A 22,930-nucleotide genomic window follows, 5' to 3' on the forward strand; every position below is an offset into this window, starting at 1 on the left:
CCGGGTTGGCGGGCAGGCGAAAAAAAACCCGGTGCAGGCACCGGGTGTTCAAAGACGCTGAGGTCTTGTCGTTGCTTACGGCTTGCCGCCGGTAGGAAACGGCCATGCTGCCTGCGGGTTCAGCGTCGTCTGAGCCGTAGGAGCTGCCGCTGCGGGAGCGGGTGCCTTGGCGGCCTTCTTGGGCGCTGCAGCCTTCTTGGCAGCAGGAGCGGCAGCGGCCTTCTTCACCGAAGCGGAAGCGGCTGGCTTGCTCGAAGCGGCCTTCTTGGCAGCGGCGGGAGCAGCAGCGGCCTTCTTGGCTGGCGCTGCAGCCTTCTTGGCGGGGGCAGCGGCCTTCTTGGCTGGAGCTGGAGCCTTCTTGGCGGGAGCGGCCTTTTTCGCAGGCGCAGCGGCCTTCTTGGCGGGTGCTGCAGCCTTCTTGGCAGGTGCGGCCTTCTTCGCTGGTGCGGCGGCCTTCTTGGCAGGCGCTGCAGCCTTCTTGGTGGTGGCCGTGGCCTTCTTCGCCGGTGCAGCGGCCTTCTTGGTGGTGGCTGCGGCCTTCTTGGCAGGAGCTGCCTTCGTCGCCGATGCAGCAGCCTTCTTCGCCGGTGCGGCCTTGGCGGTCGTCGCGGCCTTCTTGGTGGCCGTGGTCGCCTTGCTCGCGGTCTTCGTCGCTGGCGCGGCGGCCTTCTTGACCGGTGCCGCCTTCTTGGCGGTGGCCGCGGTGGTCTTCTTCTCTGCCGTCACCTTCTTGGCAGCGGAAGTCGTCTTGGTCGTAGCAGCCTTCGTGGCGGCCGGTTTTTTCGCAGTTGCCATCATTTTCTCCTTGGGTCGATTGACAAAGAGCACTTCATGCCTGCATTGGGCACGCAGTGATCCATGGCCATGGGAAATGCCCCATGGCCATGAACGCGGAAACGCCCCAGGCCAGTGCGGTCCGCAAGGCGCACTGTCGAGGGGCGTGGAAGAAGGTGCATGGCCTGGAATACCGGGATGCTAGTCCCAGGACAGCGCGCCGCCGGATTGGTACTCGATGACCCGGGTCTCGAAGAAGTTGCGTTCCTTCTTCAGATCGATCATCTCGCTCATCCAGGGGAAGGGGTTCTCTTCGTTGGGGAAGAGGGTCTCCAGGCCGATCTGCGTGGCCCGGCGGTTGGCGATGTAGCGCAGGTAGCCCTTGAACATCGAGGCGTTCATGCCCAGCACGCCGCGCGGCATGGTGTCTTCGGCGTACTGGTACTCGAGCTCGACGGCCTGAAGGAACAGGCCCTTGATCTCTTCCTTGAACTCGGCGGTCCAGAGGTGCGGGTTCTCGAGCTTGAGCTGGTTGATCAGGTCGATGCCGAAGTTGCAGTGCATCGACTCGTCGCGCAGGATGTACTGGTACTGCTCGGCGGCACCGGTCATCTTGTTCTGGCGGCCGAGCGCGAGGATCTGCGTGAAGCCGACGTAGAAGAACAGGCCCTCCATCAGGCAGGCGAACACGATGAGCGACTTCAGCAGGGTCTGGTCGGTCTCGGGCGTGCCGGTCTTGAAGTCCGGGTCCATGATCGCTTCGATGAAGGGGATCAGGAACTGGTCCTTGTTGCGGATCGATGCGACCTCGTTGTAGGCGTTGAAGATCTCGCTTTCATCGAGGCCCAGCGACTCCACGATGTACTGGTAGGCATGCGTGTGGATCGCTTCCTCGAAGGCCTGGCGCAGCAGGAACTGGCGGCATTCGGGCGCGGTGATGTGGCGGTACGTGCCCAGCACGATGTTGTTGGCGGCCAGCGAATCGGCCGTCACGAAAAAGCCCAGATTGCGCTTGACGATGCGGCGCTCGTCTTCCGTCAGGCCGTTCGGATCTTTCCAGAGCGCGATGTCGCGCGTCATGTTCACTTCCTGCGGCATCCAGTGGTTGGCGCAGGTGGCCAGGTACTTTTCCCAGGCCCACTTGTACTTGAACGGCACCAGCTGATTGACGTCGGTCTGGCCGTTGATGATGCGCTTGTCGGCCGCGTTCACACGGCGTGCGACGGGTGCGGCGGGGGTGCTGGAAGGCTGCGCGGTGCCGGCAGTTTGCGGATGCGCAGCAGTGCTCGGAGAGGGCTCTGCAGAACGGTAGCCGGGCAGGCCGCCGTCCGTAGGTTTTTGCGATGAGGGCTTGACTTCTTCGTCCCAGGTCAGCATAGATTTTCCAGTGCTCTGATTATGGAAGCAGCGCTGCAAAATGGAAAGCGCTGCGCGGGGTGCTGCCGTGTTTTTTGTTGCTCTACAGCACATGCACCGCACCGCCGTTTTGGGCGGTGCGCGGTGCATGGCGTTGCATCACTGGCAGGCTTCGCAGGTGGGGTCGTCGATGGCGCAGAACTTCACATCGGTGGCGGGCAGCGCTGCGGCCTGGGCCTGCGCCGCTGCGGCGGCGGCTTCCAGTGCGCTGGGTGCTGCGGCGCCAGAAGCCGAAGCCTGGCTGGTGCCTTCGCTGCCCGACGCGACGGAGTTGAGCTGGCGGGTGTTGACCGTACTCATCTCCACGTGGGTGGCGCTTTGCGTGCGCAGGTAGTAGGTGGTCTTCAGGCCGCGGATCCACGCGAGCTTGTAGGTGTCGTCCAGCTTCTTGCCCGACGCGCCGGCCATGTAGATGTTCAGGCTCTGCGCCTGGTCGATCCACTTCTGGCGGCGCGATGCGGCTTCCACCAGCCAGGAGGGCGCCACTTCGAAAGCGGTGGAGTAGAGCGCCTTCACTTCCTGCGGCACGCGGTCGATGGCGTGCAGCGAGCCCTTGAAGTGCTTGAGGTCCATGACCATCACGTCGTCCCAGAGCTTGAGGCGCTTGAGGTCGCGCACCAGGTAGGCGTTGATGACCGTGAACTCTCCGGACAGGTTCGACTTCACCGACAGGTTGCCGAACGACGGCTCGATGGAGGCGTCCACGCCGACGATGTTGGAGATCGTCGCCGTCGGTGCGATGGCCACGCAGTTGGAGTTGCGCATGCCGTCGGCAGCGATCTTCTTGCGCAGGGCGTCCCAGTCCATGGTGGTGGAGCGATCCACTTCCACGAACCCGCCGCGTGCCTCTTCCAGCAGCTTCAGGCTATCGATGGGCAGGATGCCGCGGTCCCACAGGGAGCCGCTGTAGCTTTCGTAGCGGCCGCGCTCCTTGGCCAGCTCGGTCGAAGCCCAGTAGGCGTAGTAGCAGATGGCTTCCATCGAGCGGTCGGCGAATTCCACCGCTTCCTGGGATGCGTACGGAACGCCCAGTTCGTACAGACTGTCCTGGAACGCCATCAGGCCCAGGCCGACCGGGCGGTGGCGCATGTTCGACACGCGCGCCTTCTCGACCGCGTAGTAGTTGATGTCGATGACGTTGTCGAGCATGCGCATGGCCGTCGAAATGGTCTTGCGCAGCTTGGCGTGATCGAGTTCCCGGCCGTTCTGGCCGTCCTTCAGATGGCGCATCAGGTTGACCGAGCCGAGGTTGCAGACCGCGGTTTCGGTGTCGCTCGTGTTGAGCGTGATTTCCGTGCACAGGTTGGACGAGTGCACCACGCCGGCATGCTGCTGGGGCGAGCGGACGTTGCAGGCGTCCTTGAAGGTGATCCAGGGATGGCCGGTCTCGAACAGCATCGTCAGGATCTTGCGCCACAGATCGGTGGCCTGCAGCGTGCGCGAGGGCTTGATCTCACCGCGTGCCGCCTTCTCTTCATAGGCGACGTAGGCCTTTTCGAAGTCGGCACCGAACAGGTCGTGCAGATCGGGAACGGTGGACGGAGAGAAGAGGGTCCAGGTGCCCTTTTCCATCACGCGGCGCATGAAGAGGTCGGGGATCCAGTTGGCCGTGTTCATGTCGTGGGTGCGCCGGCGGTCGTCGCCCGTGTTCTTGCGCAGCTCCAGGAACTCTTCGATGTCCAGGTGCCAGGTTTCCAGGTAGGTGCACACGGCGCCCTTGCGCTTGCCGCCCTGGTTCACGGCCACGGCCGTGTCGTTGACGACCTTCAGGAACGGCACCACGCCTTGCGATTCGCCGTTCGTGCCCTTGATGTGCGAACCGAGGGCGCGCACCCGGGTCCAGTCGTTGCCCAGGCCGCCTGCGAACTTGGAGAGCAGCGCGTTTTCCTTGATGGACTCATAGATGCCGTCGAGGTCGTCCGGCACCGTCGTCAGATAGCAGGAAGACAGCTGGGAGCGCAGCGTGCCGCTGTTGAACAGCGTGGGCGTGCTCGACATGAAATCGAAGGACGACAGCACTTCGTAGAACTCGATGGCACGCGCTTCGCGGTCGGACTCGTTCAGCGACAGGCCCATGGCCACCCGCATGAAGAACGCCTGCGGCAGTTCGATGCGGTCCTTGCGCACGTGCAGGAAATAGCGGTCGTACAGGGTCTGCAGGCCGAGGTAGTCGAACTGCAGGTCGCGCTGTGCGTTGAGGGCCTTGCCCAGCTGGGCCAGGTCGAACTCCAGCAGGCGCGGGTCGAGCAGCTCGTTGTCCACGCCCTTCTGGATGAAGGTCGGGAAGTAGGTCTGGTAGGCCTCGGGCATCTCGGCCGGAGCCACATCGCGGCCCAGCACTTCGCGCACGATGGTGTGCAGCAGCAGGCGGGCGGTGGCGTAGGTGTAGTCGGGGTCTTTCTCGATCAGCGTGCGCGCGGCCAGGATGGAGGCCTTGTAGACCTCGTCCATGGGCACGCCGTCGTACAGGTTGCGCATCGTCTCGGCCACGATGGGCGCAGCCTGGACATCGGCGCCCAGATTGGCGCAGGCGGACTCGATCAGCTGGTGCAGGCGCAGGATGTCGAGGGCCACGCGCTGGCCGTTGTCGATCACGCTGAGCGCGGGCATGGCGGGCGCCAGCTTTTCCTGGTGCTGCACCCGCTCCTGGGCGCGCCGCTCGCGATAGAGCACATAGGCACGGGCCACTTCGTGGTGGCCGCCGCGCATCAGACCGAGCTCGACCTGATCCTGCACGTCTTCGATGTGGAAGGTGCCGCCGTTCGGGCGCGAGCGCAGCAGCCCGCGCACCACCGCCTGGGTCAGCGCATCCACCACCTCGCGCACGCTGGCCGAGGCCGCACCCTGGGTGCCATGCACGGCCAGGAACGCCTTCATCAACGCCACGGCGATCTTCTGGGGCTCGAACGGCACCACTGCGCCGTTGCGGCGAATGATCTGGTAGTGGGACAAGGTGTTCTGCGTGGGCAGACCGGTCGACTCTTCGGCATCGGGCGACGACGAAGGGGGGCGGTTGGCGTCAAGGGTGGGGGTGTTCAGCGCAGCTTGCATCGGATCCTCTGTGGCTGTCGGGAGAAAGGGCCATGCGGGCAGCGAAGTGCCGCACGGCGCGCGAAATGGGGGTGGCAGCAAGTGCCTGCCAACACTATATCTGGGGTGTGGGGGTGGCGCAAGACACTACCTGTAGTGTTTGGTGACGGTAGGGGCATTGCGCGTTTGTGGTCAGAAACCGACGGTTTCGAGCGCGTGCCCCGACCCTTGCGCCGGGAACGGGGGCGCTATTCTCGCAGCACTTCAGAGGGAAAAAACGGTTCCGGCTTCAGAAGATGCAAACTGAATGACGCCGGCAAGCGCGTTGGCGTCTTTTTCCTACTCCCGCCCGGCCCGGGATCGACGACGCACGGGTGCGCCCTTCGGCGCGGCGCTTAAACGACCGGAAAGGAGAGCCCCCGCAAGCCCAGTCGGGTGCGCAGCAGCGGCCATTCGAAGCCGGCTCCGGGATCTTTCTTGCGCCCGGGCGCCACGTGCTCGTGGCCGGCGATGTGCGCGATCGGAAAGCGATCGGCCACGTGGGCGCACAGTCTGGCCAGGGTGTCGTACTGCGGCGCGTCGAAGGTCATTCCTTCCAGGCCTTCCAGCTCCACGCCGATCGAATCGTCGTTGCAGTTGGTGCGGCCGCGGTAGGCGGAGGGGCCGGCATGCCAGGCACGCTGCAGGCAGTCCACGAACTGCAGCAGCGTCCCGTCGCGCCGGATCAGGAAATGCGCGGACACCTCCAGTCCGCGAATCGACTGGAAATAGGGGTGGGCGTCCCAGTCCAGCGTGTTGGTGAACAGCTGCTCGATGGCGGGCCCGCCGTACTGGCCCGGCGGCAGGCTGATGGAATGCACCACGATCAGATCGATCTCCGCGCCTGCCGGTCTCGGTCCGACATTGGGCGACAGGCAGCGCTGCGCCGGCAGATACCAGCCGCCGTCCCAAAGGGAGGCCACAGGCGTGCCTTCAGGGGGCATCGTCTGCCCCCTCGCTGGCATGCGGCGTGGCGATGTTGAGGCGGTCGATGCGGTAGCGGATCTGCCGAAGGCTGATGCCCAGGCGGGCCGCCGTGGCTGTGCGGTTGAAGCCCGTTTCCTTCAGCGCCCGCACCAGGATCTCGCGCTCCTGCTGGTCCAGCCACGCCTGCAGATCGGAGGGCAGGGTTTCGGGCAGGGCGCTGGTGCCGGGGTCCGCCACGGCCCGTTCCGCATCACCGACCAGGGTGGGCGGTGGGGGCAGCTCGGCCTCGGCAGCAGGCTGCGACGCCGGCCGCGCGGGGCTTTCCACCACCAGTTCTTCCCCGTCGCTCAGGGCCACCGCGCGGTGCAGCAGGTTTTCCAGTTCGCGGATGTTGCCGGTCAGCGGGTACTGGGCGATCTGCCGGAGAGCATGGTCCGTCAGGCGCGGCACGGGGCCGCCCGATTCCTGGCCGATGCGGCTCAGCAAGGCTGCACAAAGCGCCGGCAGATCCTCCAGCCGTTCGCGCAGCGGCGGAATCATCAGCTCGATGACGTTCAGGCGGTAGTAGAGATCCTGCCGGAAGCGGCCGGCCTGAACGTCGGCCGCCAGGTCGCGGTGGGTAGCGCTGACGATGCGCACATCGACGGGTTCTTCCTGCGTCGAGCCGAGCGGCCGGACGGACCGTTCCTGGATCGCCCGCAGCAGCTTGGACTGCATCGCCAGCGGCAGGTCGCCGATCTCATCGAGAAACAGGGTGCCGCCCCGGGCCGCCTGGAAGTAGCCGTCACGGTCCTGGGTGGCACCGGTGTAAGACCCCTTGCGGGCGCCGAAGAACTCAGCCTCCAGCAGGTTTTCAGGAATGGCCCCGCAGTTCACGGCGACCCATCGGCCTTCGTTGCGCTGGCTGCTGGCATGCAGGGCGCGTGCGACCAGTTCCTTGCCGGTGCCGGACTCCCCCCGGATCAGGACCGGCGCCATGCTGCGTGCCACCTTGGCAATGCGCTGCTTGACGTCCTGCATCGCGGCCGATTCGCCGACCAGGCGTTGCAGCGCGGACGCGGGCAGATGGGTCTCGCCCGTGCCCGCTGCCGCCCGCGGGGCGCCCGGCCCCCGGGTGAACCGAGGAGTGGCCGGATGCCCCGAGTCCTGCACCGCCGATGCGACCACCGAGCGGAACTGCCGCAGGTCCACCGGCTTCGTCAGGTAGTCGAATGCGCCGCAGCGCAGGGCTTCCACCGCGTTCTCGGCGGACCCGTAGGCGGTCATCACCACGCAGCGTTCGCGCCGGTTCTGTTGGCGCAGGTCCTGCAGCAGCTCCATGCCAAAGCCGTCGGGCAGCCGCATGTCGGTGATGACGGCGTCGAACCGCTTGGCGCCGAGCTGCTCACGGGCCTCCGCCACGCTGGCAGCGGTTTCGACCCGGTAGCCCTCGCGCAGCAACGTCAGCTCGTACAGCGTCCGCAGGTCGGGTTCGTCGTCGACGACAAGGATGGAGGCAGCGGCGTTCATGGTGGCGGGTGGGCGTCAGACCACGATTGTGTCAAACAGCGCCGTCTTTCCGGCGGTCGGCCGCACGGCCTTGCGGAAACTGACGATGAACGCGTTGCCGCTGACCGTGCCCCGGCCGGCCAGCTCGCGCGACGAGCGCTGGTAGCTGATGGAAGCGCCATGGCGGTGGCACAGCTCGCGGCAGATATAGAGCCCGAGGCCGCTGGAGCGGCTCTCCGACGAGAAAAACGGCTCGAACAGATGGCGCTCCACCGATTTGTCCAGCGGCGCGCCGTCGCTCCACACCTGCAGGCCGAGGTGCCCCGAAGAGGCCACGGCGGTTTCCACATGGAGCGAGTCGGGGTGGGGGCCCATGTAGCGCAGCGCGTTGTCCAGCAGGTTGACCAGCACCCGCCGCAGGTGGTCGGCGTCGAACTCGACCTGCATGTCGTCGGCCCGCAGCGACAGCTGGGCCACGCGGCGGGCGGGTTCCTGCGCGCGCCAGTCGTGCCAGATCTGGGCCACCGCATCGTCCAGCGCCAGCACGGCAGCGGGCGCGTGGCTGATCTGGTGCTGCACGCGCGCAATGTCCAGCACCTCTTCCGCAATGCGCGCCAGCCGGTCTCCGTTCTGCAGCACCATCTGGGCGAGGCGCTGGTGGGTGGGTTCGGTCAGGTCTTCTTCCAGCAGGGCGCTGGCCTGCATGATGGCGGCCAGCGGGTTGCGGATCTCGTGCGCGACTGCGGCCGACATCCGCCCCATGGCGGCGAGCTTCTCCGTGCGCAGCCGGGCTTCCATCTCCCGCAGATCGTGCAGGAACATGACGCACAGCGGCTGGCCGCCGCTGGAGGAGGGCGCATCGCCCGGGCTGGACGTGAGCCAGGTGCGGACGCGCAGCCCCAGCGGCCTCTGGCCGGCCTGGAGAATGTCCACATCCGCGGACTGGGACTGCTCGTGGCCGAAGGTGCGCCGCGCCAGGGTCAGCAGCGGCGCCCAGTCTTCGGTGGCCGCCAGGGCGAACGGCATGGTGAGCGGCGTTTCGTTGCCGAGCAGCAGCAGCGCGGCTGGGTTGGCCATGCGCACCACGTTGTCACGATCCAGCACCAGGACGCCATCCGCCAGGTTCTCGATGATGCGCGCGCTGACGGCCTCCTGTGCGCGTGCCGCCATCTGGCTCTGCTGGGCCGCCTGCTGCACGCTGATCAGCCGGGTCGCCAACTGGTGCACGAGATAGGCGACCACGAAGTAGCCCGTGCCGGTCAGGCCGGCCTGCAGGTAGCGCTGGGTCAGATCGCCGCCCGACTTGTCGCCGATCCACCAGACGCCGGCCAGCGTGAGCAGGGTGGCCGCCGCTGTCGTGCCGAGCGCCAGCGTCAGCGTGCCCATCACACCCGCCATCAGGATGGGCAGCCCGAAGAGGGGGGCGAAGTTCATCGCTCCCACATGCAGCGTCTGCAGGGCGGTGAACATGGCCAGATCGACGCCGACGGAGGGCAGCCAGTGGGGACCGGCATGGGGCGGCGGCGGCGCGTGTCTTGCCCAGACGCGCAAGGTGGCCGTGGCGACGAGATAGGCCACGCAGAGCGCCATGAGTTCGGGCTCATGCGTCTGGTTGAGCGCCACGCCCAGGCCCTGCAGGAAAAGCAGCGCCAGCGCCACCATCACGCGGCCCGTCAGAAAGCCGTGCCACAGGCGCAGGAACGGGCCGTCCGCAGGGCTGGGGCGCGACGGCGTCAGCACGGGATGACGCGCGGCGCCGTCAAGCGGGGCCCTGCAGCCGGTGCTGCGGGCTGCAGTAGGCGCGGGTGCCCTGCATCAGCGCTTCGGACTGCGGAACATGCGTGCCGCAGTGGGCGCAGGCCACCATCTGGTCCACCGGCAGGGCTGGCGGCGGCCGGCGCATGGCCGTAGGGGGTGGGCTGCGCCGCTGGTGCCGCCAGATCGCCCAGGCCACCACCAGCAGGACCGCCAGCAGAAGGTATTTCATGGCGTCATAGCGTGCGTCCCAGCACGACTTCGAGCACGAAGCGGGAGCCCGCATAGGCCAGCAGCAGCAGCGCGGCGCCGGTGTAGAGCACGCGCACCGCGCCGCGCCCCCGCCAGCCGAAGCGGGAACGCCCCACCAGCAGGATGGCGAAAGTGAGCCAGGAGAGCAGCGAGAAGATGGCCTTGTGGTCCCATCGCCAGGCGCGCCCGTAGAGCGTCTCGCCGAACAGCCAGCCGGCGACGAGCGTGGCCGACAGCAGGGCGAACCCGGCCGTGACGAAGCGGAAGGTCAGCCGCTCCAGCGCCAGCAGAGGAATGCCGCTCTGCGAGTCCGACGCCAGCCGGATGTGGCGTTCCGCCCGGGTCATCAGCCAGGCGTGCACCACCGCGGCGGCGAACAGCCCGTACGAGGCGATCCCGAGCGCGAGGTGCAGAGGGAGCCACGGCGACGCCGTCACGTGCAGGGGCTGGCCGGGAAAGACCATGGCCAGGATCACCGTGGCCGCGCCCAGCGCGGCGAGCGTCCAGCGGGCCTGCATCTGCGGAAAGAGCTGCCGCTCGACCACATAGACCGTCAGCACCAGCCATGCGGTCATCGACAGTGCCGGGCCGAAGCCGAAATGGGGCGTCTGCCCCACCAGGCCCCAGGTCAGCACCGCCCCGTGCAGCAGCCAGGCCAGCCCGAGGGCGACCCGCCCGCCCCGCGCGCCCAGCCGCGCACCGGCGGCAGCCGGCAGCGCGTAAGCCGCCGCCGCGGCCAGGGCCAGCAGCCAGCCGGGCAGGGACGTGCTGGGTAAAATCATGGGTTCACAGTTTAGCCTTTCGCCTGCCCCCGGCAGACAAGGCCGCCGGCCGCGAACCACGGGCCGGCCCATCGGAAATGATCCCTATGGCCTCCGCTCTTACCGACAAACTCACCCGACTCGTCAAGGAGATGCGCGGCCAGGCCCGCATCACGGAGTCCAACGTTCAGGACATGCTGCGCGAAGTCCGCATGGCGCTGCTGGAGGCCGACGTGGCGCTGCCCGTGGTGCGGGACTTCATCGCCCGCGTCAAGGAAAAGGCGCTGGGCCAGGAGGTGCTGGGCTCGCTCAAGCCCGGCCAGACACTGGTGTCCATCGTGAACCGGGAGCTGGCTGCGACGATGGGCGAGGGCATCGCCGACATCAACCTCGCCGCCCAGCCGCCGGCGGTGATCCTGATGGCCGGCCTGCAGGGCGCGGGCAAGACCACCACCACCGCCAAGCTCGCCAAGCACCTGATCGAGAAGCGCAAGAAGAAGGTGCTGACCGTGTCGGGCGACGTGTATCGACCGGCCGCCATCGAGCAGCTGAAGACGGTGACGCGCCAGGCCGGCGCCGAATGGTTTCCCAGCACGCCCGACCAGAAGCCGCTCGACATCGCGCATGCGGCGCTCGACTACGCGCGCAAGCACTACTTCGACGTGCTGCTGGTCGACACGGCCGGCCGCCTGGCGATCGATGAAGTGCTGATGCGCGAGATCCAGGAACTGCACGCCGCCCTCAAGCCGATCGAGACGCTGTTCGTCGTCGACGCCATGCAGGGCCAGGACGCCATCAACACCGCCAGGGCCTTCAAGGAGGCCCTGCCCCTGACGGGCATCGTGCTGACCAAGCTCGACGGCGACTCCCGCGGCGGCGCAGCGCTGTCGGTTCGGCAGGTCACCGGCGCGCCCATCAAGTTCGCCGGCGTGTCCGAGAAGATCGATGGCCTGGAGGTCTTCGACGCGGAGCGCCATGCCGGGCGCATCCTGGGCATGGGCGACATCGTCGCGCTGGTCGAGCAGGTCAGCGCGGGCGTGGACATGGAGGCCGCGCAGAAGCTCGCGGCCAAGGTCAAGAGCGGCGACGGGTTCGACCTGAACGACTTCCTGTCGCAACTGCAGCAGATGAAGCAGATGGGCGGCCTGTCGAGCCTGATGGAAAAGCTGCCCTCCCAGCTGACCGCCAAGGCAGGTCAGGTGGACATGGACAAGGCCGAGCGCGACATCCGCCGCAAGGAAGGCATCATCCAGAGCATGACCCCGCTGGAGCGCCGCAAGCCCGAACTCATCAAGGCCACGCGCAAGAAGCGCATCGCTGGCGGCGCGGGCGTGCAGGTGCAGGAAGTCAACCGGCTGCTCAATGAATTCGAGCAGATGCAGGGAATGATGAAGAAGATGAAGGGCGGCGGCCTGATGAAGATGATGAAGAAGATGGGCGGCCTGAAAGGCGGCCTGCCGGGCATGGGCGGCGGCGGCATGCCGCGCTTCTGAACCGATCCCCGGTCGCCTCGCATCCGCCAGAGCGCCCCGCATCGCGGGGCGTTTCTTTTTCTGCGGCCGCGTGGCGTGCCAGCGTGGGAGCGCAGGCCGCCGCAGACGCCCGCTGGCCCAAAAAGAAAGCCCGGCAGGTGGGAACCTGCCGGGCTGGAGGGTGAGGACAGCCGGGTATGAGGAACGCCCCCAGCCCGGCCGCGTGGCGCTCAGGCCACCTTCAGCACAGGCCTTGCCAGACGGGTGGCGTGCAGCCAGGCGCGGCGCAGCACGGGGGGCGACCACGATTCTTCCGGAATCAGCAGCAGGCGCTGCGAGCGGGCTGCCTCGCCCACGCCGATGTGGCTGGTGAGCACGGTCAGCGGGATCGACAGGGCCAGCGGCAGGCCGACTGGCAGCAGCCACACCAGCGCGCTGCCGTCGACGAAAGCCACGGCCACGGCCAGGGCGGCGACGATCAGGCTCATCGGTGCCAGCTTGCGGGCCGCTTCGCTCCATGGCACGGCAGCGGCTTCCCGGGGAGGCGACTTCCAGTCCAGCTTGATGCCGGTCAGCGCCACGGCCACGAAAAGCGAGTGGGCCAGCATGCGGATGGGGGCTTGCAGGATCGCCAGCACGCTTTCCAGCACCGCGCTCTTGAGCAGGCTGGCCGTACCGCCGTACTGCTGCTGTTCGCGGCGCATCAGGATGGCGGTCACGCCCAGGATGCGGGGCAGGAACAGCATGCACAGCGTCCAGGCCCACAGACCCACCAGTTCGCTCGGCAAGATGTTCCAGTCAGCCACCAGGCGTGCACCCGACAGCCACAGCGCCGTGCCGAGGGTGATGAAAGCCAGCCACAGCGGGGCGGACAGGTAGGCCATGGCGCCGGTGACGAACATGGAGCGGTGCACCGCATGGATGCCGGGCTCGGCCATCAGGCGGGCGTTCTGCAGATTGCCCTGGCACCAGCGACGGTCGCGCTGCAGTTCGGCCAGCAGGTCAGGCGGTTGCTGTTCGTAGCTGCCCACCAGGTCGGCGACCAGCCACACATGGAAGCCGGCGCGGCGCATCAGCGCGGCTTCGACGAAGTCGTGCGACATGATGCCGCCGGACATCCCGCCCGTACCCTTGATGGGGGCCAGGGCGCAATGCTGCATGAAGGGTTCCACGCGGATGATGGCGTTGTGGCCCCAGTAGTGGGACTCGCCCAGCTGCCAGTACTGCATGCCCAGGGTGAACAGCCGGCCGCCGACGCGGGAGGCGAACTGCTGAGCACGGGCGTGCAGCGTCACGTGGCCGATGGCCTGGGTGGCGGTCTGGATGATGCCGGCCTTGGGGTTGGCTTCCATCAGCTTGGCCATCGACACGATGCATTCGCCGCTCATCACGCTGTCGGCGTCCAGCACCACCATGTAGCGGTAGTCCTTGCCCCAGCGGCGGCAGAAGTCCGCCACGTTGCCGGCCTTGCGGTGGGTGCGGCGGGTGCGCAGGCGGTAGTACACCTCGACCTGCGGCTGCTTCGGGCTGTTCGCCAGCGCGGAGCGGAGTTCTTCCCAGGCAGCGCGCTCGGCGGCGGCGATGACCGGGTCGTAGCTGTCCGACAGCACGAACACGTCGAAGGTCTTGCCCTGGCCGGTCGCTGCGACGGATTCGCAGGTGGCGCGCAGCCCCGCAAACACGGTGGCCACGTCCTCATTGCAGATCGGCATGATGATCGCGGTGCGGGCGTCGGGCGCCAGCGTGTGGCTGTCCACGCTGCGGGCCGAGAGCGAGTGGCGGTCGCCCTTGAGCATGACCCAGAAGCCCATCAGGGCCGTCAGGAAGCCGGAGACGACCCAGGCCGAGAGCAGGGCGAACAGGGCCAGCTGGCCGTACTCGAGCCATGCGCTTTCGTAGTTGGGCTGCACGCCGGCGAACAGGGTGGTCGCCAGGGCACTGCTGACCAGGGCCAGCAGCAAAAACACGGTGCGGCGCTGGCGGGCGGCGCCTTGCCAGGTTTGCTCGGGCTCGGCAGTGCGCGCAGCCTTCGTGCGGCCGGTCAGGCGCATCAGGGCGGCGGTGCTCACGCTGTTCCAGAAACCGCGCCAGGGAAGGGCGGGCATGGAGCCGCGGTGCACTGGGGGCGCGGTGAGGGAGTTGGGGTGCCGATCCTCGCGCAGGGGGCTACGGGTCGAGGTGACGGGTGCGGGATAGCTGGAACCCAGGCGGGCGACAGCCGCAGCATCTGGAGCAGCTGCGTCAGCCAATCCAGTCCGGGAAGACATGTTGGGATCCATGGGGTGCTCACTGCGTTGAAGTTCGTTGGAAGGCAGCCAGGCGCCCGCTCCCACTGCCTCGGACGAGCCGGTGGAGACCGTTGGATAGGGGTTGCGCGCTTGGTTCATGCGTGACATAGGGCAAACCCCGTGCCAGCATCGAAAAGCCTTTAAGAATCAACCACTTGGGTGCGCAAGAGAGGCGGATTGCCGGCCGGGCTGCCTGGAAGTCACCGAAAACACCGGGTTTTGTCGCAAAACAGCGACCGGTCACGCGTTGCGGACGGCGATTTCCTTTGAAATCAACGACTTATTCGTGTCGCTCTTCAGCGACATCGTCTGGAGCGGCCCCATCGTTCTTGAATTGACCTGGGGTCAGGGCGTGCTTTTGCAGCAGCCGGTAGAACTCGGTTCGGTTGCGCTGTGCCAGCCGGGCCGCGTCGGCCACATTGCCGTCCGTCATCTTCAGCAGGTCCACCAGATACTCCCGCTCGAACCGCTGGCGGGCGTCGCTCAGGCTCAGAACCTGCACGGCCGGCGTGCGGAGTGCGCGTTGCACCAGGCCCAGCGGTATCAGCGGGGTGGTCGAGAGCGCGCAGACCTGTTCCACCACGTTGAAAAGCTGCCGTACGTTGCCGGGCCAGGAGGCGCCGGTCAGGGCCTTGAGCGCTTCCGGCGAGAAGCCGGACAGCCGCTTGGCGTACTTGCGTGCCAGCAGGTCGAGGAAATGGTTGGCCAGCAGCGGGATGTCCTCGCGCCGGTCGCCCAGGGTGGGCAGCGACAGCGTCACCACGTTCAGCCGGTAGTAGAGGTCCTCGCGAAACTGGCTGGCCGCCATCGCCGCTTCCAGGTCGCGGTGCGTGGCGGAGATGATGCGCACATTGACCGGCAGCGACTGGCTGGAGCCGACAGGGCGCACCGCGCGCTCCTGCAGCACGCGCAGCAGCTTGACCTGCAGGGCGGGCGGCATGTCGCCGATCTCGTCGAGCAGCAGCGTTCCGCCGTCGGCCGCCTGGAACAGGCCCTTGTGGTTGCTGACGGCGTCGGTGAACGCCCCTTTGACGTGGCCGAAGAGTTCCGACTCCAGCAGGGCCTCGGGGATGGCGCCGCAATTGACCGCCACGAACGGCTTGGCGGCTCGGGGGCTGGCCTTGTGGATGGCGCGCGCCAGCATTTCCTTGCCCGTGCCGCTGTCGCCGAGCAGCAGCACGCTGGCGTCCGACTGCGCCACCATGTGGGCCTCGGCCAGCACCTCCGCCATGCGGTTGGAGCGGCTCACGATGTCGGAACGCCACGTCTCGTTGGCATGGCTGTTCTGCGTGACCGGGGCGCTCAGTGCCAGCGCCTGGTGGATCTTCTCGATCAGCGCCTTGCCGTCGTACGGCTTGGTCAGGTAGGTGAAGACGCCGCGGGCCGTCGCCTCGACGGCGTCCGGAATGGTGCCGTGGGCGGTCAGCAGAATGACGGGCAGCGACGGGTGGCGCGCCCGCACCTCGTCGAACAGGGCCAGTCCGTCGCGGCCGGGCAGCTGCACGTCGCTCAGCACGAGCTGCGGGCGGTCGGTGTCGAGTTGCGCGAGGGCGGCCTCGGCCGATCCGACGGCCGTCACCTCGTAGCCGGCCCCCTGCAGGCGCAGGGACAGCAGCCGCAGCATGTCGGCATCGTCGTCCACCACCAGAATGCGGGGCTTGCCGGAAGACGGGGTGGGCTTGGTGACGGGCATGGCGGTGTCTCGGTTCAGGGCGTGGCCGGCCGGCCGGCGGGGGCCGCGGGTGCGCCCGGCCGGGCGTTGAGGCTGCGTTCGATGGCCCGCATCGCCTCCAGCCGCTCGTTCAGCTGGTCGTTGCGCCGTTGGGCGTCGCGCAGCTGCTGCGCCTGGCGGTCCAACAGATCCTCCAGCCGGCGGGTGTTCAGGAACCGCGTCTCCAGGAGCCGGCCGAACGCCTGCTGGCCTGCGGTGAGGCCCTTCTGGGACAGTGCCCGCTGCACCAGGCCCAGGGCGCGGGCCGTGTCCACCGGCTGGCGGGTCTGGCCCAATGCCAGGGCCAGTTCCAGCTGGCGCTGGATGGACTCGTCCTGCAAGGGCGTCAGCCGCCCGATTTCGGCCGAGAGTTCGGCGCCGCTCAGGGAAGCCACACGGACGGAGTAGGCGAGCAGCTGCGACACCATCGGGGCGGGCCGGGGCTCCGGCGGCGTGGCCGCGGGCGACGCTGCCGCGGCTTCTTCAGCCACCACCTCGGGCGCTGGGGCCGCCGCCAGGGCGGGCGGTGCCGCCTGGGTGGCGATGGCGGCGGGCGCGGCGGGTGGTGCGGGAGCGCTTTCGGGCTCTGCGGTGGCACAGCCCGTCAGCCCCACCGCGATCGCGGCGAGGGGCGCGGCCCACAGGGCGCGGAAGAGGCTCAGTGATCGAAGGCTAGGTGGCATGGGGGAATTCGATGCGAAAGGGGGTGCGGTCGCCGTCCTTCACCAGTTCCACCCGCCCGCCGTGGGCGGTGAGGTACTCCTGGACGATGGACAGGCCGATGCCCGTGCCGCGGGCGGCGTCTTGTGGCTGTCGGACGCCGCGGTAGAAGGGCTCGAAGATCCGGGATTGGTCATTCTCGTCCACGCCCGGGCCCTGGTCGATGAAGTCCACCCGAATGCGGCCCGGCAGATGTGACAAAACAATGCGGATCGCGCCCCCCTGGGGAGAAAAGCGGATCGCGTTGGAGAGCAGGTTGCCCACGGCCGATGCGATCTTCTCGGCATCCAGGGGCAGTGTGACCGGCTTGCCTTCGACGGTGACTTCGAGCTTGCGCGCCTGCCACTGCAGCCGCTGGGCTTCCACCTGCGCTTCCAGCAGCGCCAGCAGATCCGTGTTGCTGCGGCGCAGCTGCCGCGCCTCGAAGGCGGCGGCGTTGAAGCGCAGCAGGGCCTCGATCTCGCCCTGCAGCACCAGCGTGTTCTGTTGCAGGATGGTCACCACCTCCCGCTGGCCGGCGCTCAACTCGCCCGTCACACCGTCCTGCAACAGCGCCACGCCTTCGCGCAGCGACGCCAGCGGCGTCTTCAATTCGTGCGACACGTGGCGCAGGAAGCGCGCCTTGTCGGCGTCCAGCTCCAGCAGCCGCACGCGCAGCCACTCCAGCTGCTGGCCCACCCGCCGGATGTCCACCGGCCCGGCGATGTGGACCGGCTTGTCCAGTTCGTTGTCGCCCAGCAGCCGGATGGCGGTCTCCAGCCGCTTGAACGGCCGGGCGAGCCAGACGCCCAGCAGCAGGGCCAGCACCAGCGCCAGCACGATGACCCCCACCACCTGGTGCGTCACCTCCCGGCGGCTGGCCTCGATCTGGTCCTGCAGCGCGCTGCTGCGCCGCGCGTTGATGTCCTGTACTTCCTGGGAGATCAGGGCGTTCAGCGCGTCGATCTCCAGGAACATCGCCGCCACCACGCGTTCGTTTTCCAGCGACTGGGCAGCGGGCGCATCCAGCAGCACGGCCACTTCGGCCAGATGAGCCTGCCAGCGGCGCGACTGCTCCAGCGGCAGTCCGTTGAGCTCCAGCCGCTGCAGGATCTCGCGCGCCTCGCGCGCGCCTTCCTCGAAGCGGCGCCGCAACTGCGCATCCGCCAGCACCAGCGACTGGCGTGCGGCCCGCTCCAGCGTCTGGCTGCGGGCGGTCAGGTTGCGGGCCGCCGCGCTCAGCTGAATGGCTTCCGCCGCCCCCTGCCGGCTCTGGCCCATCAGCTGCTCGAGCGTGAAGATGGCGCGCAGCGAACTGGCCCCCAGCAAGCCGGCGATGAGAAGGAAGGCCAGCAGCAGCAACTGCTGGAACGACAGGCCGTTCAGCGAAGCGACCTTGGGGTGACGTACGGACATGCTCATCGGAAGTGGGTCTCAGCCGGCAGGGCGCGTTGTCACGCCGCCAGCGGTGCCTCGGCCGTGACCACCTCGCCGCGCAGGGTGTAGGCCTTGGCTTCGGTGATGGTGACATCGACCATCTGGCCCACCAGCCGCGGCTGGCCGACGAAGTTCACCACGCGGTTGCACTCGGTGCGGCCCATCAGCTCGGAGCTGTCGCGCTTGGAGGCGCCCTCCACCAGAATGCGCTGCACCGTGCCCACCCGGCTTTCGCTGATGGACTTGATGTTGCCGTTGATCACCGCCTGCAGCTCCTGCAGGCGACGCAGCTTGACCTCGTGCGGCGTGTCGTCGTGCAGGCCCGCAGCCGGTGTGCCCGGGCGCGGGCTGAAGATGAAACTGAAGCTGTTGTCGAAATGCACGTCGTCGATCAGCTTCATCATCTTGCGGAAGTCGTCTTCCGTCTCCCCGGGAAAGCCGACGATGAAGTCGCTGCTCATCGCCAGGTCGGGCCGGATCGCACGCAGCTTGCGGATGGTGCTCTTGTACTCCATGGCCGTGTAGCCGCGCTTCATCGCCATCAGGATGCGGTCGGAGCCGTGCTGCACCGGCAGGTGCAGGTGGCTCACCAGCTTCGGGATGCGGGCATAGGCATCGATCAGGCGGGGCGTGAATTCGTTCGGGTGGCTGGTCGTGTAGCGGATGCGCTCGATGCCGGGGATGTCGGCCACGTACTCCAGCAGCAGGGCGAAGTCGGCCACCTCGGCGGTGCCGCCCATTTTGCCCAGGTAGGCGTTCACGTTCTGGCCCAGCAGCGTGACTTCCTTCACGCTCTGGTCGGCCAGGCCCGCCACTTCCACCAGCACGTCGTCGAACGGCCGGCTCACTTCCTCGCCGCGGGTGTAGGGCACCACGCAGTAGCTGCAGTACTTGCTGCAGCCTTCCATGATCGACACGAAGGCGCTGGCGCCCTCGACCCGCGCGGGCGGCAGGTGGTCGAACTTTTCGATCTCGGGAAAGCTGATGTCCACCTGGGGGCGCTGCAGGCGCTCGCGCTCGGCCAGCAGATCCGGCAGGCGGTGCAGGGTCTGCGGGCCGAAGACCACGTCCACATAAGGTGCCCGCTTGATGATCTCCTGCCCCTCCTGGCTCGCCACGCAGCCGCCCACCCCGATCTTCACGCCCCGGCTCTTCAGGTGCTTGATGCGGCCCAGGTCGCTGAACACCTTTTCCTGCGCCTTCTCGCGGACCGAGCAGGTGTTGAAGAGGATCAGGTCGGCTTCGTCCATGTTGCCGGTGGGCTCGTAGCCCTGCGCGGCATGCAGCACGTCGGCCATCTTGTCCGAGTCGTACTCGTTCATCTGGCAGCCGAAGGTTTTGATGAAGACTTTTTTGGGCATGGCGAAACTCCGGAAATTACGGGGCAGGCGCTGCGGCGCGTCGGCGCAGCGCATCGGTGGGGGGCGCCTCGTCAGCGCGTGCGTGGCGGCTTCCGGCGCCGGCGCGGGCACGGGCGTGCAGGGCTAGCGCCGGGCGGGCGCGTTGTCGGATTCGGCGCGGAAGTTGCGCTCGACCGCGTCGCCGCCTTTGCGTGGCTGCCTGGCTTCGCCCTCGCTCAAGATCCAGGCGCTCAGCAGCATGCCGGTGCTGGCTTCCAGCACGTAGTTCACGCGAAACCGCTGGCCGATGACCGTGTGCAGGAAGACCAGGCTGTTTTGCGGGCTGAAAAGGCGCATGCCAGGCGCCATGCGGATGGTCTGGCCATTGATCTGCGCTTCCACCGTGCTGTTGATCACCAGGGTGCCGCGCAGTGCCGCATCGGGGAAGTTGCGCACGATGCCCAGGCCGGGCGGCACGTCCTGCGCGAGGGCCGTGGCGGGCGCCGACAGGACGGCGAGCGCGCAAGCGGCACCGGCAAGCAACGCTCGGGCGGTGGGGGAATGCAAGGGCAGACAGCGGTTCATGGTGTACATCCAGGGGCTGAAGGCGTCGATTCTAGAAAGACCGGCAGGGCGCCGGCCGCGGGGCAGATCGGCCCGCCCAAAGAAAAAACCCACAGTGCGCGCACTGTGGGTTTCCTGTTTGGTGGTGGTAGGTGGACTTGAACCACCGACATCAGCATTATGAATGCTGCGCTCTAACCAACTGAGCTATACCACCGAAGCCCCGAATTATAGGGCAGTTTTTAGAGGTGCGTAAAGTTCGCGGGCCGTTTGTTCACGAAAGCGTCCATGCCTTCCTTCTGGTCCTGGGTGGCAAAGAGCGCCTGGAACAGGCGCCGCTCGAACATGACGCCATCGGAGAGCCCGCCTTCGAAGGCGCGGTTGACCGATTCCTTCGCGGCCATCACGGCGATCTGCGAGAAGCCCGCGATGATGATGGCCGCACCCAGGGCCTCCTCCTGGAGCTTGTCGAGCGGCACCACGCGGCTCACGAGGCCGGAGCGCTCGGCCTCCACGGCATCCATCATGCGGCCGGTGAGGGCCATGTCCATGGCCTTGGACTTGCCCACCGCGCGGGGCAGCCGCTGCGTGCCGCCGGCACCAGGAATGACGCCCAGCTTGATCTCGGGCTGGCCGAACTTGGCGTTGTCTGCCGCGATGATGAAGTCGCACATCATGGCCAGCTCGCAGCCACCGCCCAGCGCGAAGCCGCTGACGGCCGCGATCACGGGCTTGCGCACCGAACGGATGTGCTCCCAGTTGCGCGTGATGTAGTTGCCCTTGTAGGCGTCGGCGAAGCTGTACTTGGCCATCGCGCCGATGTCCGCGCCGGCGGCAAACGCCTTTTCGCTGCCGGTGATGATGATGCAGCCGATGGCTGCGTCCGCGTCGAAGGCCCGCAGCGCCTCGCCCAGCTCGTCCATCAGCTGGTCATTCAGCGCGTTGAGTTGCTTGGGCCGGTTCAGCGTGATGATGCCGACCTTGTCCGCCTCGGTGCGGACCTCGATGACTTCGTAGGCCAAGATGTCTCCGTCTTTCGTTGTGATGGTGCGGCAGACTATACCGAAGGCCCCTTCGCCTGCTCAAGCGGTTCCGTCAGCGGGTCGCCAGCCAGCGCTCGGCCTGCGCCGGGTCCGACACGGTGAGGCGCACGGTGTCGCCCAGGCGGCCTGGGGCGGGCTGCAGGCGCAGCGGCAGGCGGAACACCCGCCGGTCGCGCGAGATCCACGCCGTCACCTCGGCGGCCGGCCCCGCGTAGAGCGGCAGGTCGTCCATCTTCGTCATGCGCCAGGTGCCGCCCTCGGTTTCCACCGCCAGCCACTCGTCGCCGGCCATGAAGCCGGCCTGCTCGGCCAGCCCGCCGCGCAGCACGACCTTGACCTGCAGCCCCTGGGGTTCGCTCACCCGCAGGCCCAGCCGCTGGGCCCACTGCGGCGCCTCTTCCTGCAGGGTCACGCCGTGGGCGAGCAGCAGTTCCGCCAGGGGCAGGTCGTCCGTGCCATGCACCCACTGGGCGATCTCGCGCGACCAGTCCCGGCCCGAGAGCGATTTCAGCGTCTGCAGCAGGTCGGCCTCGGTCATGGGGCCGCCTGCGCAACGCTGCCAGAGGCCGCGCATCACCTCGTCCAGCGAGGTGCGGCCTTCCCGCCGCAGGGCCAGATCGAGGCACAGCGCCACCAGGGACCCCTTGGTGTAGTAGTTGACCGTGGCGTTGGCGGTGTTCTCGTCCTGGCGGTAGTACTTGACCCACGCGTCGAAGCTGGCCTGCGCCACCGACTGCACGTGCCGGCCCGGCGCCTGCAGCACCTGGTGGATGGCCTTGGTTAGCAGGCGCAGATAGGCCGTGTTGTCCAGCAGGCCGCAACGGCGCAGCAGCAGGTCGTCGTAGTAGCTGGTGAACCCCTCGAAGAACCACAGCAGCTGGGTGTAGTTCTCCTGGGCATAGTCGTAGCGGGCGAACTCGGATGGGCGCAGCCGCTTGACGTTCCAGGTGTGGAAGTATTCGTGGCTCACCAGCCCCAGCAGCGTGGTGTAGCCCTCCGGCGCGCGGGCCTCGCCCACACGGGGCAGGTCTCGGCGGCCGCAGATCAGCGCGGTCGAGTTGCGGTGCTCCAGGCCGCCGTAGCCGTCGTCCACCACATTGAGCATGAAGACGTAGCTGGCATGCGGCGCCTTGCCGCTGCCGTGCCAGAAGCGGATCTGGTGTTCGCAGATGCGCCGCATGTCCGCCACCAGCCGCTCGCCGTCGAAGGACGGCGCGGCGCCGGACACCACCACCCGGTGCGGCACGCCCGCAGCGGTGAACCGGGCGCTCCAGAACGTGCCCATCTCGACCGGGCAGTCCACCAGTTCGTCGTAGTCGGCCGCCAGGTAGGTGCCGAAGCCGGTGCGGGTGGCTTTGGCGGGCGTGAGGCCAGTGGCTGCCGACCAGCCGCTCGTCGCGGGCGTGCGAACGAGTTCCAGGGCATGGGGGCCATCTTCCTGGCCGTGCACCCGCAGGCACAGGCTGGTGCCGTTGAAGAAGCCCCGCGACGCATCCAGCCAGGCCGTGCGTACCGACGTGTCGTAAGCGGCCACCTCGTAGGTCAGCACCAGCGGCTGGCCCTTCTTGCACTGCGCCTGCCAGCGATGCTTGTCGAGCTGTGCCAGTGCCACGGGCCTGCCGCCCTGCGTGGCCCGCAGCGACTGCAGGTTCTTGGAGAACTCGCGCACCAGGTAGCTGCCGGGAATCCAGACGGGCAGGGAGAGTTCCTGGCGCGTGGCGGGGCGGTGCACCGTGAGCGTGACGGCGAAGAGGTGCGCGTGCAGATCGGCGGGCTCGACCCGGTAATGCACGGGGGCGGTGGAGGGCTGGGGGCGTGGAGCGGGCATGGATTGGGGCGAGGTTCGGGTCACCGGTGGCGTGGGCGATGCGCTGCGGGTGGAGGGGAAAAACAGCCGTCCGTGGGGCACATGCGAGGGGTGGACCCGTTCGCCC

General features: G+C 67.8%; 17 protein-coding genes and 1 tRNA gene. 1 reads left to right on the plus strand and 17 read right to left on the minus strand.

What is annotated here, in order from left to right:
* Positions 1–75 precede the first annotated feature (75 nt).
* The 8 genes from ASF94_RS01070 to ASF94_RS01105 form a co-directional block, all read right to left on the minus strand.
* Positions 76–795 carry a hypothetical protein gene (locus ASF94_RS01070; RefSeq protein ID WP_056660756.1) on the minus strand — a complete coding sequence of 240 codons (720 nt, stop codon included), beginning with the start codon at positions 793–795 and terminating at the stop codon, positions 76–78.
* Between the two features lie 180 nt (positions 796–975).
* Positions 976–2,151 (minus strand): ribonucleotide-diphosphate reductase subunit beta, encoded by a 1,176-nt coding sequence (locus ASF94_RS01075; protein ID WP_056660257.1) that lies wholly within the window; start codon positions 2,149–2,151, stop codon positions 976–978.
* A 138-nt stretch (positions 2,152–2,289) separates the two neighbouring features.
* Positions 2,290–5,241, minus strand: a complete 2,952-nt coding sequence (locus tag ASF94_RS01080) for a ribonucleoside-diphosphate reductase subunit alpha (RefSeq protein ID WP_056660260.1) — start codon at positions 5,239–5,241, stop codon at positions 2,290–2,292.
* Positions 5,242–5,615: 374 nt separating this feature from the next.
* The gene (gene ampD, locus ASF94_RS01085; RefSeq protein WP_156382375.1) at positions 5,616–6,203 is read right to left on the minus strand and encodes a 1,6-anhydro-N-acetylmuramyl-L-alanine amidase AmpD; all 588 of its coding nucleotides are present in this window, start codon (positions 6,201–6,203) and stop codon (positions 5,616–5,618) included.
* Positions 6,193–7,695, minus strand: coding sequence for a sigma-54 dependent transcriptional regulator (locus tag ASF94_RS01090; protein ID WP_056660265.1), 1,503 nt, complete (start codon positions 7,693–7,695; stop codon positions 6,193–6,195). The genes ampD and ASF94_RS01090 overlap by 11 nt, the downstream gene beginning before the upstream one ends.
* Positions 7,696–7,710: 15 nt before the next feature.
* Complete coding sequence (locus tag ASF94_RS01095; RefSeq protein WP_235505201.1) at positions 7,711–9,414, minus strand: nitrogen regulation protein NR(II); 1,704 nt, start codon at positions 9,412–9,414, stop codon at positions 7,711–7,713.
* Between the two features lie 19 nt (positions 9,415–9,433).
* On the minus strand, positions 9,434–9,661 hold the full coding sequence (locus ASF94_RS01100; RefSeq protein WP_056660268.1) for a PP0621 family protein: 228 nt from the start codon (positions 9,659–9,661) through the stop codon (positions 9,434–9,436).
* Between the two features lie 4 nt (positions 9,662–9,665).
* Positions 9,666–10,463 carry an inner membrane protein YpjD gene (locus tag ASF94_RS01105; protein WP_056660271.1) on the minus strand — a complete coding sequence of 266 codons (798 nt, stop codon included), beginning with the start codon at positions 10,461–10,463 and terminating at the stop codon, positions 9,666–9,668.
* Between the two features lie 86 nt (positions 10,464–10,549).
* Between ASF94_RS01105 and ffh the strand changes: the two genes are divergently transcribed.
* A complete protein-coding gene (gene ffh / locus ASF94_RS01110; protein ID WP_056660274.1) occupies positions 10,550–11,935 on the plus strand; it encodes a signal recognition particle protein in 1,386 nt (461 codons plus the stop codon).
* Between the two features lie 209 nt (positions 11,936–12,144).
* Here the strand turns inward: ffh and mdoH are convergent, their stop codons facing one another.
* The 9 genes from mdoH to ASF94_RS01155 form a co-directional block, all read right to left on the minus strand.
* Positions 12,145–14,193, minus strand: coding sequence for a glucans biosynthesis glucosyltransferase MdoH (gene mdoH, locus ASF94_RS01115; RefSeq protein WP_056660277.1), 2,049 nt, complete (start codon positions 14,191–14,193; stop codon positions 12,145–12,147).
* A gap of 289 nt (positions 14,194–14,482) precedes the next feature.
* Positions 14,483–15,895 carry a sigma 54-interacting transcriptional regulator gene (locus tag ASF94_RS01120; RefSeq protein WP_056660280.1) on the minus strand — a complete coding sequence of 471 codons (1,413 nt, stop codon included), beginning with the start codon at positions 15,893–15,895 and terminating at the stop codon, positions 14,483–14,485.
* A 14-nt stretch (positions 15,896–15,909) separates the two neighbouring features.
* Positions 15,910–16,596: a hypothetical protein gene (locus ASF94_RS01125; RefSeq protein WP_235505203.1), complete on the minus strand. Its 687-nt coding sequence runs from the start codon at positions 16,594–16,596 to the stop codon at positions 15,910–15,912.
* Complete coding sequence (locus ASF94_RS01130) at positions 16,586–18,034, minus strand: ATP-binding protein (RefSeq protein ID WP_082492882.1); 1,449 nt, start codon at positions 18,032–18,034, stop codon at positions 16,586–16,588. Before ASF94_RS01130 ends, ASF94_RS01125 begins: the two co-directional genes overlap by 11 nt.
* Positions 18,035–18,066: 32 nt before the next feature.
* Positions 18,067–19,410 carry a tRNA (N6-isopentenyl adenosine(37)-C2)-methylthiotransferase MiaB gene (gene miaB / locus ASF94_RS01135; RefSeq protein ID WP_056660283.1) on the minus strand — a complete coding sequence of 448 codons (1,344 nt, stop codon included), beginning with the start codon at positions 19,408–19,410 and terminating at the stop codon, positions 18,067–18,069.
* 123 nt (positions 19,411–19,533) lie between these two features.
* Entirely contained in the window at positions 19,534–19,974 is a 441-nt protein-coding gene (locus tag ASF94_RS01140; protein ID WP_056660767.1) for a hypothetical protein, read from the minus strand.
* A 119-nt stretch (positions 19,975–20,093) separates the two neighbouring features.
* Positions 20,094–20,170: transfer RNA gene (locus tag ASF94_RS01145), tRNA-Met, on the minus strand.
* A 25-nt stretch (positions 20,171–20,195) separates the two neighbouring features.
* A complete protein-coding gene (locus tag ASF94_RS01150) occupies positions 20,196–20,975 on the minus strand; it encodes an enoyl-CoA hydratase (protein ID WP_056660286.1) in 780 nt (259 codons plus the stop codon).
* Positions 20,976–21,048: 73 nt separating this feature from the next.
* The gene (locus ASF94_RS01155; RefSeq protein WP_056660289.1) at positions 21,049–22,824 is read right to left on the minus strand and encodes a M61 family metallopeptidase; all 1,776 of its coding nucleotides are present in this window, start codon (positions 22,822–22,824) and stop codon (positions 21,049–21,051) included.
* Positions 22,825–22,930: the final 106 nt, after the last annotated feature.

This window comes from Acidovorax sp. Leaf160, assembly GCF_001424265.1.
GTDB lineage: Bacteria > Pseudomonadota > Gammaproteobacteria > Burkholderiales > Burkholderiaceae_C > Paracidovorax.